The sequence below is a fragment of the Sphingobium yanoikuyae genome (genome assembly GCF_013001025.1).
GTDB classification, from domain to species: domain Bacteria; phylum Pseudomonadota; class Alphaproteobacteria; order Sphingomonadales; family Sphingomonadaceae; genus Sphingobium; species Sphingobium yanoikuyae_A.
In genome coordinates this window covers 765,431-781,019 of sequence record NZ_CP053021.1, presented here as the reverse complement: position 1 = coordinate 781,019, position 15,589 = coordinate 765,431, and the positions used below count along the sequence as shown (strand labels likewise).

Here is a 15,589-nt window from a genome sequence, read left to right as displayed (position 1 = left end):
ATGGCGACATGGAATTTCTCATGTCGATCACCGGCGCCCGCGTCGGCAATTGCAGGCCCCGGCGCTAGCCGCGCCAGACCGCGCCAGCACCATAAGACAAGCCCTGCGCAATTGGCCGCCATGCTTTCCAAGCCGGGCGGATCGATATAATATCGCGCGCACAAATCCGCCGTCCCGTCATCGGTCCCGCGCCAATATGGGACTGGAGAAGGATCGACCGTCATGGCCAATCGCTACGGAACCAAGAATAACAATATTCTGAGCGGCACCACCGGTCGCGACCGGATCGTCGGGCGCGGCGGCAATGACATTCTCTATGGCCGCGGCGGCCGGGACGTACTGCTCGGCGGATCGGGTGGAGACCGCATCCATCTCGGCATTGCCAGCCGCTATTCGGACGTGTTCGGCAGCCGGATCGACGGTGGCGAGGGCACCGACCTCGCTTATCTCTACCTCAGCGAAATGACGCAGAAGCTGAAGATCCTGCCCAATTTCGAACGCATTACCGCCGATGCGGGCGACGGCACAGCCTCGCGCACCCTGGTCACGATCCACGGCATCGAAGTGCTGATCGCCTATCTGGGCACGGGCGACGATTATGTCCTGCTCGGCCCTCGCGAGGCGATCATCCGGGCCGGCGATGGCAGGGACAGGCTGATCGGCGGCGACATGCACGACGATTTCAGGGGCGATGGCGGCGATGACGTGCTGTTCGGCCGGGGCGGCGGCGACAGTCTGGATGGCGGCGCGGGCACGGATCTCATCCTTGGCGGCGCCGGCGCGGACGACATTGTCGGCGCCGACGGTGCCGATCGCCTATATGGCGGCGATGATCGCGATACGCTCTCGGGTGGCAACGGCGATGATCGCATCCATGGCGATGCCGGCGATGACATACTCTATGGCGGGTCGGACGCGGACATAATGTTCGGCGACGACGGCGCCGATATCCTGTGGGGCGAATGGGGCGACGACCGGCTCTATGGCGGCAGCGGCAATGACCAACTCGATGGCGGTGAAGGCCGCGACATAGTGGACGGAGGCGCCGGGGACGATGCCGTCGCCGGCGGCGCGGGCAATGACAGGATCTATGGCGGCCTCGGCGCCGATCGCCTGCTCGGCGGCGCCGGCAAGGATCGCTTTGTCTGGCGCGACCTGGCCGAAGGCGGCGATACCGTCCGCGATTTCGAACAGGGCGTGGATCGGCTGGTCGTGGCCGGCCGCGCCGTGGGTGGCCTGACCAGCGTGGACGACAGCAATTTTTCCAGCAATGCCAACGGCGTGGCAATCGATGCCAATGATCGATTCCTCTATGCGCAGGACAGCAGGATGCTGTTCTTCGATCCCGATGGCAGCGGCGCGGCCCCCGCCACGCTGATTGCCCAAATTCAGTTCAGCGTCGGCATCCAGCTTTACGCCAGCGACATCGTCATTGGATGAAGCCGGCGTCGCGAAGGCGCACCCGCCAGCAAAGCCATATCCATAACCAATCGATTATCGTATTTCGTCCATCTGTTCCCTGGCCGCCCTGACTTCGGCGCAAAATTCCCCCGCCTCGCGGCAGCGCCGCGCCATCTTCTCGACGGCCTCCTTCCATTGCTGCAGGACATAGGGGTCTCCCGCGATCGAGGGAGAGAATATCCGTCGGCCCGATGGCGGCGATGCCGGCCCCGCTGACGACATGGCAGAAGGCGCCGCCTCCTGCCGATGCGCCGCGCGCTGCGACACCCCTATGCCCAGCAGGAAAAAGCCCGCCGCCCCCACCACCAGCCCGCATCCGGTCAGCACGCGCCTGGCCTGGTTCATGATCGTCTCCGTCGCTCGCCCTGCGCCCTATTTTACGAACCGCCTATTTCACGAACCGCTTGAAGAAGCTGTCGCTGTTCCAGCTCGGCCGCGTGTCCGCATTGGCGACCCGCAGCGTCACCGCGGTCACATAATCGTTCAGCTTCGCCGTCTCGGCCGGCATCACCGGCTGGTTCGCGTCGTCGAAGGGCGAATGATAGATGTTCGCGCGCCACGCCTTCTCCACCGTCGCTTCCGGCGTCCCGGCCTTGAAACCATATTTGAAGAACAGCGCCGGTATCCCCTCGCGGATGAAGGCATATTGGTCGGACCGGATGAAGACGTTGCGGTCGGGGAAGGGATCGGGCGTGATCGGCAGGCCCATCGCCTCGCTCACCGCCGCCGCATCCTGGCCCAGGCTGCTCTGGTCATAGCCGACCGGGGTCACGCTGGTCAGCTTGAAGATCGGCAGCGCCATGTCGAAATTGAGGTCGGCGACGATGCTCTTGCTCGGCACGGTCGGCCGCCGCGCGAAATAGCGCGATCCCAACAGGCCCTTTTCCTCGCCGGTGACGATGGTGAACAGGATGGATCGTTTCGGCTTCACCTTGCTCGCCTTCAACGCCTTGGCGATCTCGATCAGGCTGGCGACGCCCGACGCATTGTCCAGCGCGCCATTATAGATGGCGTCGCCCTTGATCGGCGTGCCGACGCCATAGCCGTCCAGATGCGCCGACAGCACGACATAATCCTTGGCCAGCTTGGGGTCGCTGCCCGGCATCACCGCCACCAGATTGGGCGAGGACAAGGCCACCCGCCTGGCCGCGACCGCCGCCTTGAGCCGCAGCGCCAGCGGGAAGCTAGCGACCGGCTTCGACACGTCGGCGGCCGCCGCGATCGCCGCGAAGTCCTGGCCGCTGCCGGCGAACAGGTCGGCCGACCGGGCCGGGTCGAACTGGGCATTGAGGAAGGGCGTCTGCGTGTCACGCATCGCCACATCCTCATAATAGACCGCCGGCGCGCTCGCCAGCGCCTTGCGCCGGTCCCAGGGAATCTCGACCTGCCCCGGCGTCACCAGGCTGATCATGCCGACCGCCCCCTGCGCCGCCAGCCAATGGCCCCGTTCCGATCGGGCATGGGATTTGAGCGCGCCGCTGATCTCCGCCGGCCCGCCCGAAACGACCACCACGATCTTGCCTTTCAGGTCCAGCCCGGCAAAATCGTCATGGCCCACTTCGGGCAGATGCAGGCCATAGCCCGCAAACACCATCGGCGCGTCGATCGCGCCGGGCACCGGGCCGCCGCTGCCGGAAAAGATGATGTCGCCCGGCACCGACAACGCCGTCTCGCCACGCGCGCCGACCAGGCTGGCCCTGCTCTCGCCCGACAGCACCGTCTGCTCGACAAAGGCGATCGGCTGCTTATAGCCCTCGACCCCGGCGGGTTTCAGCCCCAATGCCTGAAACTGGCCGATCACATAGTCGGCCGCCTTGTCATAGCCCGGCGTGCCGGTGCCGCGCCCCTGCATGTCGTCCGCCGCCAATATCTGGACATGGCGCCACCATGTCGCGCCGCGCGCCGCCAGATCATCCTCAGCCGGCGCGGCGCTGGCCGCCGCTCCCATCATCGCGACCAGCGGCAGGGCGGAAAACAGCTTGCGCATCGGTCGAATACCCTTCTTTTATCCTGCAGATATCATGCCTTATCCTGCCCGACGAACAAGGGGGCTTGGAACCGCCACGGCAAGAGTGTATTGTAAAGATAATACAGCATGGAGATAATGATGCCGCGCCTGCCCCTGCCCCGTCACCTGACCCTCGCCACCCTGCTCGCCATCGGCCTTGCCACCAGCGCCTGCTCGCGCGGCAACGACCATCAGTCCGGCGGCGGCAACGGCGACTCCCCGGCCGCCGCCAGCACCCCGCAGAACTGGGCCGAGCTCAAGGATTTCAGCCGCATCGACGTGACCGGACCTGACAATGTCGTCGTCACCATCGGCCCCAAATTCTCGGTCACCGCCGATGGCGATCCCAAGTCGGTCGCCCTGCTCGACATCCGAGTGAAGGCCGACACGCTCCAGATCGGCCGCAAGTCCGAAGGCATGTGGAACAAGGTCGACGGCGGCAAGGGCGCGACCATCCATGTCACCCTGCCCGCGATCCGCGCGATCGACGTCACCGGCTCGGGCGACTTCACGCTCGACAAGGCGGAAGGGACCGAACTCGCCCTCTCGCTCACCGGCTCGGGCGATCTCGACATCGGCCAGGTGAAGCTTGGCAGCCTCAAGGCGGAAATCACCGGATCGGGCAGCATCACCCTCGCCGGCACCGCCGATCAGGGCGAATTGTCGATCACCGGCACCGGCGACATCGATGCCGCCGGGCTGAAGCTCGGCCGTGCCGCCGCCGAAGTCATGGGCACCGGCGACATGGACTTTGCCTCCGACGGTCCGGTCGCTATCAAGATCATGGGCACCGGCGACGTCAAGGTGAAGGGCAAGGCGCAATGCACGACGAACACGATGGGACCGGGCGAAGCGCATTGCGGCCCCTGATGCTGGCAGCGGCGGCGGCACTGGCCGGGGCTTCCCCCGCCGGCGCCGCCACCCGCGGCTATACCATCACCAGCTTCGACCAGATCCGCGTCGACGCCCCGGTCACGGTCATCATCACCACCGGCACCGGCGTCTCGGCGCGGGCGGAGGGGGACCAGCGCGCGCTCGACCGGCTGCGCGTCGATGTCTCGGGCCGCCTCGCCATCATCTCGATGGAACGGCCAGAACCGGGCGAAAAGGGTCTCGGCCCCGCGACCATCCGCCTCTCCACCGGCGAAGTGAACCGCGTCGTCCTGACCGGCGGCGGCGCCGTCGCGGTCAGCGCGATGAAGGGCCTCACTGGCGAGATCGTCCAGGGCGGCAATGGCGATGTCAGCGTCGCCTCGCTCCAGCTCGACAATCTCCAGGTCACGCTCGCCGGCGGTGGCCGCACCACGCTCGCCGGCACCGCCGGCGTCGCCAATCTGCGTATCAGCGGCCCCGGCGCGATCGTCGCCGACCATCTGGTCGCGCGCCAGGCCGCGATCCTCAACGACGGCTCGGGCAATGTCGCCCTGACCGCCAACGGCCCGGTCAGCATCCGCTCGACCGGATCGGGCGATGTCAGCGTTGCCGGCAAGCCGATCTGCACCGTCGAAAATGAAGGCACCGGCCGCATCCAGTGCGGCGCCGAGGGCTTCTGACCGGCGCGGCGGCGGGATCACCGCGCCGGAACATTGCCATGCTTATGGAAGTCTTTACCCTGCCCGCGCTAGTCAGGGCGACCTGACCCCAACCGGACCTTCCTCCATGCGCCCAGCCCTTGCCCTGCCCGTCCTTGCCGCCCTGTTGTTGGCCCAGCCGGCTGCGGCCCAGGTGGCGGCGCCCGACAGCGGCGACACCGGCTGGATGATCGCCTGCGCCCTGTTGCTGCTGCTTGCCGCACTGCCGGGCCTGATGCTGCGTCATGCGGGGCTCGCCAATGTCCGCCACGGGCTTGCCGCGATGGCCCAGACGCTGGTCGCTGGCGCGACGATCCTGCTCGGCTGGGGTCTTGCCGGCTACAGCCTTGCCTATGCGCCGGGCAGCGAATGGCTGGGCGGCGGCAGCAATCTGCTGCTCGCCAATCTCGCCCCGCTCCGCGACGGCCTTACCGTGCCCGAATCCGCCTTCGTCCTGTTCCAGATGGGCTTTGCCGTGCTGGCCGGCGCCATCGCCGTCGGCGCGATCGCCGGCCGCGCCCGTCTTGGCTGGGTCGCCGCCTTCGCGCCGCTCTGGCTGCTGCTGGTCTTCGCCCCGATCACCCACTGGATGTGGGGCGGCGGTTGGCTGGCACAGCTTGGCGCGATGGACTTTGCCGGCGGCTTGGTCGTCCATGTCCTGGCCGGCTTCTCCGCCCTTGCCCTGGCCCTCGTCGCCGGGCGCCCCCGCGATGCCCAGGGTGGCGGCCATGCCCATATCCTCGCCATCGCCGGCGGTGCGCTCTTCTGGGTCGGCTATGCCGGTGCGGTCGGCGGCTGGGCGCTGGGCGCCACCGACGATGCCGCCACCGCCATCCTCAACCTCTTCTTCGCCGCCTGCGCCGCCAGCCTCGGCTGGGCGCTGGTCGACCGGCTGCTCGGCGCCCATGCCAGCGCCACCGGCCTGCTGTCCGGCGCCATTGCCGGCCTCGCCGCCATTTCCGCCTCGGCCGCCCTGGTCGGCACCGGCGGGGCGATGCTGATCGGCCTCGCCGCCGCGATCATCGCCCGCATCGGCGCCGGTTTCGCCAGCGCCTGGATCAACGATCCCGCCCATATCTTCGCCGTCCATGGCCTGGGCGGCGCGACCGGCGCGCTGTTGCTGCCTCTGTTCGTCCTGCCGCTGCTCGGCGGGGTCGGGTTCGACGCCGGCATCACCGCCACCGCCAGCCTGCTCGCCCAGGCGATCGGCCTCGTCGTGATTGCGCTGTGGGCGCTGGTCGGCACCGCCATCGCCGCGCTGATCGTCTCGATCCTGGTGCCGCTGCGCGCCACGCCCCAGGCCGAAGCCGATGGCCCGGACGCCGTCGAACATGGCCAGCAGGGCTGGGACTTCCGCTGATCCCGCCATGGCCGTCGCCGTCGCCATCTTCGCCCATCAGGAGGAACGCCGGATCGCCGGCTGCCTCGGCTCGCTGCCGCTCGACCGCCCGGACACGATCTTCCATGTGCTGGTGAACGGCACCACCGACCGCACCGTGGCGCGTGCCCGCGCCGCCGCCGCCGGCCGCGCCCATGTGATCGTCCATGACATCGCCGCCGGCGGCAAGTCGCGCACCTGGAACCATTTCGTCCACCACCTGCTCACCGGCACCGAGGATGCCGTCATCTTCCTCGACGGCGATGCCCAGATCGCGCCCGGATCGATCGACGCGCTGGTGGCCGACCTTGCCGCCCACCCGCAGGCCAACGCCGCCGCCGGCATGCCGGTCAATGGTCGCGAAGTGGAAACCTATCGCCGCAACCTGCGGATCGAGCGCGGCATCTTCGGCGATCTCTATGCCCTGTCCGGCCGCTTCGTCGCCGCCATCCGGACGAGCGGCCTGCGCCTGCCCGACGATCTGGTCGGCGACGACGGGCTGGTCGCCTCCTGGGCGCATACCGATCTGGCAAGCGATGCCGACTGGCAATTGGAGCGGGTGCTGGCCTGCGAAGGCGCGGGCTTCGCCTGCGAACCGGTCGGCCTCACCCGGCCGCTCACCTGGCGGATGCACTACAAGCGGCTGATCAACTATTCGGTCCGCTATTATCAGAACCGCATCGTCTCCGACATCATGAGCCGGGTCGGTCCCGCCGGCCTGCCGCGCGAACTGGTCAGCCTCTATCCCGACTGGCTGCCGCGCTGGCGCCCCCGCCCCGGCCCGATCGGCTGGTTCGACCACAAGGGCCTCGCCCGGATGAAGGCACGGGTCGCAGCGACAAAAAAAGCGTGACCGGCCGGGCCGATCACGCTTCCCATTTTGCAAGGCCGTCGGCCAGGATCAGCGATCCCGCGCCGCCAGCTCCTTGTTGACGTAGAGCGCCACCATCGTCGCAACCGCGCCCGACAGCAGGTAGATGCCCGATGCGGCCAGACCGAACTTCACCGACAGCAGCAGCGCCAGCAGCGGCGCGAAGCCGGCACCGACCAGCCAGGCCAGATCCGACGTCAGCGCCGAACTGGTATAGCGTGCCTCGGTCGCGAAGTTGGAGGCGACCACGCCCGACGACTGGCCGAACGCCAGGCCCAGCAGCATGAAGCCCAGGATCATGAAGGCGACCTCGCCCAGATCCCCGCCATTGAGCAGCAGCGGCGCCACCACCGCGAAGATCGCGATGCCCAGAGCCGACCAGCCGAGCAGCGAGCGACGACCAATCTGGTCGGCGATGAAGCCCGACACCACGATCGCCAGCAGGCCGACCGACGCGCCGATCATCTCGATCACCAGGAAGCGATCGATCGGCTGATCGGTGAACAGCACCACCCAGCTGAGCGGAAACACCGTAACCATGTGGAACAGGGCAAAGCTCGCCAGCGGCGCGAACGCACCGATGATGATGTTGCGCCCTTCCGCCTTGACCGTCGGCAGCACCTGCGACGGCACCAGATCCTTCTGCTCGAACAGACGCTCGAACTCATGCGTCACCACGATGCGCAGCCGGGCGAACAGCGCCACGACGTTGATCGCGAAGGCGACGAAGAAGGGATAGCGCCAACCCCAGTCGAGGAAGTCCGCTTCCGACAGCGTCAGCAGGAAGAAGGCGAACAGACCGCTCGCCACCAGCAGCGCCAGCGGCGCGCCGAGCTGCGGCACCATCGCATACCAGCCACGCTGGTGCGGCGGCGCGTTGAGCGACAGCAGCGACGCCAGGCCATCCCATGTCCCGCCCAGCGCAATGCCCTGCGCCGCGCGCAGGATCACCAGAACGACAGCGGCATAGTGGCCAATCGTCGCATAACCGGGCATAAAGGCGATCGCCGCGGTCGACCCGCCCAGCAGGAACAGGGCCGCCGTCAATTTGGTCCCGCGGCCATAGCGCCGGTCGATCGCCATGAAGATCAGCGACCCGATCGGACGCGTGATGAAGGCGACGGCGAAGATCGCGAAGGAATAGAGCGTGCCCGTCAGGGCATCGACGTAGGGAAAGACCAGGTTCGGAAAAACGATAACCGAAGCAATGGCGTAAACGAAGAAGTCGAAAAATTCGGAGGTGCGGCCAATGATCACACCAATGGAGATGTCTCCCGGTGCAATGCTGTGGTCGCGTGCATTGATTTTGCGCGCATCATCCTCAAGCGAACTGGAGGTGAAGGCAATGGCCTGTGAAGTCATAGGCATCCGCTCCCTGGCTGGGCCGACGGTGCCTGTTTTGGGTCTCCCGACGGCCAGAGAATGGCAACATAACAGAAAACCCGCAGAGTCTAAGCAGTATCCCACATGGGAAACATCTTTTGCGTCCGCACATAATTGGACAAATTGCCCACTATCGCATGGCGTGCGGAATCGGTAACCGCGCGCCATGTCACACCCTCTCTCACCCAACTGGAGCCGGCTTCTGCGCTGGTCCTCCGCGATCCTTGCGGCGCCGCTGGCGGGCTGCAACTGGGTCGTGATGAACCCGTCGGGCGACATTGCGGTGCAGCAGCGCGATCTGATCCTGATCTCGACCGCGCTGATGCTCCTCATTGTCATCCCCGTCATGGCACTGGTCGTCTATTTCGCCTGGCGTTACCGCGCCGCGAACAAGGCGGTCGAAAAGGAATATGACCCCGACTGGGATCATTCCACCAAGCTGGAGCTGCTGATCTGGTCGGCCCCGCTCCTCATCATCATCTGCCTGGGCGCGCTGACCTGGGTGAGCACCCACAAGCTGGACCCCTATCGTCCGCTCGACCGCATCGACGCGCAGACCGCGATCGATCCCAAGGTCAAGCCGCTGGTCGTCCAGGTCGTGGCGCTCGACTGGAAATGGCTCTTCATCTATCCTGAACAGGGTATCGCCACCGTCAATGAAATGGCGCTGCCGACCAATGTTCCGGTCCGTTTCGACATCACTGCCTCGACCGTGATGAACAGCTTCTACATCCCTGAACTCGCCGGCCAGATCTACGCGATGCCCGGCATGAAGACGCAGCTCCACGCCGTCGCCAACAAGCCGGTCACCGGCACCGGCTTCTCCGCCAACTATTCGGGCGCGGGCTTCACCCACATGCGCTTCGGCTACAAGGCGCTGGACCAGGCCGGCTTCGACGCCTGGGTCGCCAAGGTGAAGGCCAGCAATGCGTCGCTCGACCGCAATGTCTATCTGAACCTGGCCAAGCCCAGCGAAAAGGCGCCCGTCGCCTATTTCTCGGCCGCCGATGCCAAGCTGTTCGACGCGGTCGTCAATCTCTGCCCCAAGCCCGGCCAGCGTTGCATGGGCGAGCTGATGCACATCAACCAGATGGGCGGCGCGGGCAAGGAGTCGGCCAAGGAGACCGAAGGCCTCCAGTACGACTTCCCCAACAGCCATGTGATCGACCAGACCGATCGCAACGAGGGCAAGGAAACCGCCCCCGATGCGCCCGGTGCCGAAAAGGCCCCGGCCGATCACTCCTCTCACAGCGGCGCTGACGCGCACGCGCAGCATCGGTAAGAGACATGACCGGTACACTCACAACAGCACAGATGATCTTCGGTCGTCTGACATGGGACGCGTTCCCATGGCATGAACCCATCGTCGTCGCGACATTCTGCGCGGTGGTGCTGGGCGGCGCGGCCGTCGTTGCGGCGCTGACCTATTTCAAGCTCTGGGGCTATCTCTGGAAGGAATGGTTCACCAGCGTGGACCATAAGAAGATCGGCATCATGTATATGGTGCTCGGTCTCATCATGTTCCTGCGTGGCTTTGCCGACGCGATCATGATGCGCCTCCAGCAGGCGCTCGCGTTCAACGGGTCGGAAGGCTATCTCAACGCCCATCACTATGATCAGGTGTTCACCGCCCACGGCGTGATCATGATCTTCTTCGTGGCGATGCCGTTCATCACCGGTTTGATGAACTATATCGTCCCGCTGCAGATCGGCGCCCGCGACGTCAGCTTCCCCTTCCTGAACAATTTCTCGTTCTGGATGACCACGGGCGGCGCGGTGCTGGTGATGGCCTCGCTGTTCCTGGGCGAATTCGCCCAGACCGGCTGGCTCGCCTATCCGCCGCTCTCGGGGATCGACTATAGCCCGGCCACGGGTGTCGACTATTATATCTGGGCCCTGCAGGTGGCAGGCGTCGGCACGACATTGTCGGGCATCAACCTGATCGCGACCATCGTGAAGATGCGCGCGCCGGGCATGTCCCTCATGAAGATGCCGGTGTTCACCTGGACCTCGCTCTGCGCGAACATCCTGATCGTCGCCTCCTTCCCGATCCTGACCGCCACGCTGGTCCTGCTGTCGCTCGACCGCTATGCCGGCACCAACTTCTTCACGAACGACTTCGGCGGCAACCCGATGATGTACGTGAACCTGATCTGGATCTGGGGTCACCCGGAAGTCTACATCCTCATCCTGCCGCTGTTCGGCGTCTTCTCGGAAGTCACCTCGACCTTCTCGGGCAAGCGCCTGTTCGGCTACACCTCGATGGTCTACGCGACCTGCTGCATCATGGTGCTCTCCTACCTCGTGTGGCTGCACCACTTCTTCACCATGGGCTCGGGCGCCAGCGTCAACAGCTTCTTCGGCATCACGACGATGATCATCTCGATCCCGACGGGTGCGAAGCTCTTCAACTGGCTCTTCACCATGTATCGCGGCAAGATCCGTTTCGAGCTGCCGATGATGTGGACCGTCGCCTTCATGCTGACCTTCACGGTCGGCGGCATGACCGGCGTTCTGCTCGCCGTTCCGCCGGCCGACTTCGTGCTGCACAACTCGCTGTTCCTGATCGCGCACTTCCATAACGTGATCATCGGCGGCGTGCTGTTCGGCCTGTTCGCGGCGATCAACTACTGGTGGCCCAAGGCCTTCGGCTTCAAGCTGAACGTGTTCTGGGGCAAGGTCAGCTTCTGGTGCTGGCAGGTCGGCTTCTGGCTCGCCTTCACCCCGCTGTACATCATGGGCCTGATGGGCGTGACCCGCCGCATGCGCGTGTTCGACGATCCGTCGCTGCAGATCTACTTCGTCATTGCCGCGATCGGCGCCGCCATCGTCGCGGCCGGCATCGGTGCAATGCTCCTCCAGTTCGCCATCTCCATCTGGAAGCGCGACGAACTGAAGGTCGAAGGCGATCCGTGGGATGGCCGTACCCTGGAATGGGCGACCAGCTCGCCCCCGCCGGAGTATAACTTCGCCTTCACGCCGGTCGTCTATGACGCCGACAGCTGGGCGGACATGAAGAAGAATGGCTACCAGCGTCCGCTGACCGGCTATCAGGCGATCCACATGCCCAGCAGCACCGGCGCCGGCGTCATCCTTGCCGCCCTGTCGACGCTCTGCGGCTTCGCGCTGATCTGGTACATCTGGTGGCTCGCGGGCCTCAGCTTCATCGGCATCGTCGCGGTCGCCATCGGCCACACCTTCAACTACAAGCGCGACTTCTACATCCCCGTCGAGGATGTGACGCGCACCGAGGAAGAGCGCACGCGAATCCTCGCCGCTGGAGTCTGACTGACATGAGCAGCGCAACTGCAACCACGGAACCTCGGGCATATCATTTGCCCGAGGAGCCGCACCTCCACGAAGGCCACAGCACCATGCTGGGCTTCTGGATGTACCTGATGAGCGACTGCCTCATCTTCGCCATCCTGTTCGCCACCTATGCCGTGCTCGGCGGCAGCTTCGCCGGCGGCCCCGGCCCCAAGGATCTGTTCGACCTGCCGCTCATCGCGCTCAACACCGCGATGCTGCTCTTCTCGTCGATCACCTACGGCTTCGCCATGCTGGCGATGGAAAAGAACCGGATCAGCGCCACCCAGGGCTGGCTGTTCGTCACCCTCCTGTTCGGCGGGGCGTTCCTGTTCATCGAACTCTACGAATTCTCGCACCTCATCCATGAAGGTGCGGGTCCGTGGCGTTCGGCCTTCCTGTCGGCCTTCTTCACCCTGGTCGGCACCCACGGCCTGCACGTCACCTTCGGTTCGATCTGGCTGATCACGCTGATGGTGCAGGTGGCCAAGAAGGGTCTGATCCCGGCCAACAAGCGTCGCCTGATGTGCCTGTCGATGTTCTGGCACTTCCTCGACGTCATCTGGATCGGCGTCTTCACCTTTGTCTATCTGATGGGAGTCCTGCGGTGAGCGACGCTGTCCATAGCCACGACGCCCACGGACATGGGCACGATCATCACGATGACCATCATGAAGAAGGATCGCATGGCAGCTTCGGCAGCTACATGATCGGCTTCGGCCTGTCGGTGATCCTGACGGCCATTCCCTTCTGGCTGGTGATGTCGGGCGTGCTGGGCAATCCCCAGCTGACCGGCATCGTCATCATGGCCTTCGCCGCAGTGCAGGTGATCGTCCACATGATCTACTTCCTGCACATGAACACCCGCGTCGAAGGCGGCTGGTCGTTCATGGCGATGATGCTGACCATCGTCCTGGTCGTCATCGTGCTGTCGGGTTCGATGTGGGTCATGTTCCACCTCAACGCGAACATGATGCCGCACGCCGACATGTCGGCGATGCACAATATGAGCGAGATGCCGTGACATCCGCGAAGATCGGGGGGCGCCGCCGGCGCTCCCCGCGCTTTACGATCGGCCTGACGCTGATCGCCCTCATCCTGTTTTCCGGTCTTTGCGCGCTCGGCAGTTGGCAAGCCTATCGCCTCGCCTGGAAGCGCGACCTGATCGCACGGGTCGACGCCCGCATCCATGCCGCGCCCGTCCCCGCCCCCCGCAGCATTACCAGCGACGACGAATATCGCCGCGTCACCGCATCGGGCCATTTCCTGCATGACAAGGCGGTGCTGACCCAGGCCGTCACCGTGCGCGGCCCCGGTTTCTGGGTGATGACGCCGCTGGTGACCGACGCCGGCTTCACCCTGATGGTCAATCGCGGCTTCGTGCCGCAGGACAATCGCACCCGCTACAGCCGGCCCCAAGGCAAGGTCCAGATTGTCGGCCTGCTGCGCCTGACCGAACCCAAGGGTGGTTTCCTGCGCAGCAATGATCCCGCCGCCGGCCGCTGGTATTCGCGCGATGTCGCCGCGATCGCCGCCGCGCAGCATGTCGCCCCGCCGGTCGCGGACTATTTCGTCGATGCCGGCGCCAATTGCGCGCCCGACACCGCGCCGGTCAGCGGGCTGACCGTCGTCCGCTTCCCCAACAACCATCTCCAATATGCCATCACCTGGTTCATACTGGCGGCGATGGTCGCAGGCGCCTACATCTTCCTCATGCGTCGGGATCCAGAAGACAGCGCGGAATGAGCGAGACCCAAGCCGTCAGGCGCCGCTGGCTGCCCAGCCAGTGGCCTGCCGATGCCGCCGGTCGCAAGAATATGGCGCTGCTGATCCAGCTGCGCTGGATCGCGATCGCCGGGCAGCTGGTGACGATCCTGATCGTCCAGTTCCTGATGGGCGTGCGCCTGCCCCTCGCCCCGATGCTGCTGGTCGCGGCCGTCGCCGTTGTGGTCAACGCCGCCAGCTTTGCGGCGCTCCGCCCCCGGACCGACATCACCCGCGCCGAACTGTCGGTCTCGCTGCTATTCGACGTGCTGCTGCTGACCGCCCAGCTCTATCTGTCGGGCGGCGCGACCAATCCCTTCGTCTCGCTCTATCTGCTCCAGGTTGCGCTTGGCGTGCTGCTGCTCGACCGGGCGAGCGCCTGGGGCATCACCGCCGTGTCTGCGCTGTGCGCCGGCCTGCTGGCACTCGACTATCGCCCGCTCGACCTGAGCGACCGGCTGGCGGGGCGGCTGTTCGACCTGCACATCATCGGCACCTGGATCTGTTTCACCATGATCGCGGTGCTGCTGGTGCTGTTCATCACCCGGATCAACCGCAACCTTCAGGCCCGCGAAGCCTATCTGGCCAGCATGCGCCAGCATGCGGCGGAAGAGGAACATATCGTCCGCATGGGCCTGCTCGCTTCGGGCGCGGCGCATGAGCTGGGCACCCCCCTCGCCCAGCTCGCCGTGGTGCTGGGCGACTGGCGCCGCATGCCCGAAATCACCGAGCATCCCGCCCTGGTCGAGGAAGTGGGCGAGATGCAGAGCGCGGTCCTGCGCTGCAAGGCGATCGTCACCGGCATTCTCCTCTCCTCGGGCGAGGCGCGGGGCGAGGCGCCGGCCGTCACCAATGTCCGCGACTTCATCGAAGGGATTGCGGCGGAATGGCGCCGCGCCAATCCGGGCATGCCGCTGCGCTGCGACTTCGGCCCGCATGACTATCCGCGCATCATCGCCGATCCGGTGATCCGCCAGGCGGTCGGCAATCTGCTCGATAATGCGCGCGAGGCCGGCGCAACCTATATCGACCTGCTCGTCGGACGCGACAGCGCCTCGCTCAACATCGCCGTGCGCGACAATGGCAGCGGCTTTTCGCAGGCGATGCTGGAGGATTTCGGCAAGCCCTACCGATCCAGCAAGGGCAAGGAAGGCCATGGCCTCGGCCTCTTCCTTGTGGTCAATGTCGTGCGCAAGCTGGGCGGCAGCGTATCGGCCAGCAATGGCGCCGATGGCGGCGCGCTGATCCTGCTGCGCCTGCCGCTCGATACCGTCGCCCTGGAAGAGGAAAGTGACAGCGAAGATGACAGCTGAACGGCTGCTGGTGATCGTCGAGGATGACGAGGCCTTTGCAAAGACCCTCAAACGTTCGTTCGAGCGGCGCGGCTATGACGTGCTGACCGCCGCCAGCCATGGCGCGCTGGAGGAGGTGCTCAAGGGCAAGCGCCCCGGCTATGCCGTGGTCGACCTGAAGCTCGGCCCGGAATCGGGCCTGGTCTGCGTCCAGACGCTGCACGCCCACGATCCCGACATGCTGATCGTGGTGCTGACCGGCTTTGCCAGCATTGCCACTGCGGTCGAGGCGATCAAGCTCGGCGCGACCAACTATCTGGCCAAGCCGTCCAACACCGACGATATCGAGGCCGCCTTCGCCCGCTCCGGCGGCGACCCCGCCGCACCGCTGGCGCCGCGCCCGACATCGATCAAGACGCTGGAATGGGAACATATCCACGAAGTGCTGAAGGATTGCGACTTCAACATCTCCGAAACCGCCCGGCGTCTGGGGATGCATCGCCGCACCCTCGCCCGCAAGCTGGCGAAACGCCAGGTCGGCTAATTTCGCGCGCG

The 15,589-nt window shown here is 65.7% G+C and carries 15 protein-coding genes; 12 read left to right on the top strand and 3 right to left on the bottom strand.

Translation table 11 applies throughout. The annotated features are described in order from the left end of the window. Nucleotides 1-222: 222 nt before the first annotated feature. Nucleotides 223-1,440: a calcium-binding protein gene (locus HH800_RS04105; protein WP_169860265.1), complete on the top strand. Its 1,218-nt coding sequence runs from the start codon at nt 223-225 to the stop codon at nt 1,438-1,440. A 54-nt stretch (nt 1,441-1,494) separates the two neighbouring features. Here the strand turns inward: HH800_RS04105 and HH800_RS04100 are convergent, their stop codons facing one another. Then, nucleotides 1,495-1,806 carry a hypothetical protein gene (locus HH800_RS04100; RefSeq protein WP_169860264.1) on the bottom strand — a complete coding sequence of 104 codons (312 nt, stop codon included), beginning with the start codon at nt 1,804-1,806 and terminating at the stop codon, nt 1,495-1,497. A gap of 43 nt (nt 1,807-1,849) precedes the next feature. Next, nucleotides 1,850-3,448, bottom strand: a complete 1,599-nt coding sequence (locus HH800_RS04095; protein ID WP_169860263.1) for a M28 family metallopeptidase — start codon at nt 3,446-3,448, stop codon at nt 1,850-1,852. Between the two features lie 108 nt (nt 3,449-3,556). Here HH800_RS04095 and HH800_RS04090 point away from each other — a divergent pair, with 108 nt between their 5' ends. The 4 genes from HH800_RS04090 (at nt 3,557) to HH800_RS04075 (ending at nt 7,271) form a co-directional block, all read left to right on the top strand. After that, nucleotides 3,557-4,339 (top strand): head GIN domain-containing protein, encoded by a 783-nt coding sequence (locus tag HH800_RS04090; RefSeq protein ID WP_169860262.1) that lies wholly within the window; start codon nt 3,557-3,559, stop codon nt 4,337-4,339. Beyond that, the gene (locus HH800_RS04085) at nt 4,291-5,022 is read left to right on the top strand and encodes a GIN domain-containing protein (RefSeq protein ID WP_169860261.1); all 732 of its coding nucleotides are present in this window, start codon (nt 4,291-4,293) and stop codon (nt 5,020-5,022) included. The genes HH800_RS04090 and HH800_RS04085 overlap by 49 nt, the downstream gene beginning before the upstream one ends. Nucleotides 5,023-5,128: 106 nt before the next feature. After that, entirely contained in the window at nt 5,129-6,400 is a 1,272-nt protein-coding gene (locus HH800_RS04080) for an ammonium transporter (protein WP_169860260.1), read from the top strand. A gap of 7 nt (nt 6,401-6,407) precedes the next feature. Continuing rightward, nucleotides 6,408-7,271 carry a glycosyltransferase gene (locus tag HH800_RS04075; RefSeq protein WP_169860259.1) on the top strand — a complete coding sequence of 288 codons (864 nt, stop codon included), beginning with the start codon at nt 6,408-6,410 and terminating at the stop codon, nt 7,269-7,271. Nucleotides 7,272-7,319: 48 nt separating this feature from the next. Here HH800_RS04075 and HH800_RS04070 read toward each other — a convergent pair whose 3' ends face one another. Beyond that, nucleotides 7,320-8,651 carry an MFS transporter gene (locus tag HH800_RS04070; protein WP_010338183.1) on the bottom strand — a complete coding sequence of 444 codons (1,332 nt, stop codon included), beginning with the start codon at nt 8,649-8,651 and terminating at the stop codon, nt 7,320-7,322. Nucleotides 8,652-8,838: 187 nt separating this feature from the next. On the opposite strand from HH800_RS04070, the gene cyoA reads away from it, so the two are divergent. The 7 genes from cyoA to HH800_RS04035 are packed head-to-tail and all read left to right on the top strand — an operon-like array spanning nt 8,839 to nt 15,578. Further along, the gene (gene cyoA / locus HH800_RS04065) at nt 8,839-9,954 is read left to right on the top strand and encodes a ubiquinol oxidase subunit II (RefSeq protein ID WP_026108879.1); all 1,116 of its coding nucleotides are present in this window, start codon (nt 8,839-8,841) and stop codon (nt 9,952-9,954) included. Between the two features lie 5 nt (nt 9,955-9,959). Further along, on the top strand, nt 9,960-11,960 hold the full coding sequence (cyoB, locus tag HH800_RS04060) for a cytochrome o ubiquinol oxidase subunit I (RefSeq protein ID WP_169860258.1): 2,001 nt from the start codon (nt 9,960-9,962) through the stop codon (nt 11,958-11,960). Between the two features lie 5 nt (nt 11,961-11,965). Beyond that, nucleotides 11,966-12,589 carry a cytochrome o ubiquinol oxidase subunit III gene (gene cyoC / locus HH800_RS04055; RefSeq protein WP_004207842.1) on the top strand — a complete coding sequence of 208 codons (624 nt, stop codon included), beginning with the start codon at nt 11,966-11,968 and terminating at the stop codon, nt 12,587-12,589. Then, nucleotides 12,586-13,002, top strand: coding sequence for a cytochrome o ubiquinol oxidase subunit IV (gene cyoD, locus HH800_RS04050; protein WP_017499771.1), 417 nt, complete (start codon nt 12,586-12,588; stop codon nt 13,000-13,002). The genes cyoC and cyoD overlap by 4 nt, the downstream gene beginning before the upstream one ends. Further along, on the top strand, nt 12,999-13,724 hold the full coding sequence (locus HH800_RS04045; protein ID WP_169860257.1) for an SURF1 family protein: 726 nt from the start codon (nt 12,999-13,001) through the stop codon (nt 13,722-13,724). Before cyoD ends, HH800_RS04045 begins: the two co-directional genes overlap by 4 nt. Beyond that, nucleotides 13,721-15,055, top strand: a complete 1,335-nt coding sequence (locus HH800_RS04040) for an ATP-binding protein (protein WP_169860256.1) — start codon at nt 13,721-13,723, stop codon at nt 15,053-15,055. The genes HH800_RS04045 and HH800_RS04040 overlap by 4 nt, the downstream gene beginning before the upstream one ends. Further along, entirely contained in the window at nt 15,045-15,578 is a 534-nt protein-coding gene (locus HH800_RS04035; protein WP_037519121.1) for a response regulator transcription factor, read from the top strand. Before HH800_RS04040 ends, HH800_RS04035 begins: the two co-directional genes overlap by 11 nt. The last annotated feature ends 11 nt before the right edge of the window (nt 15,579-15,589 follow it).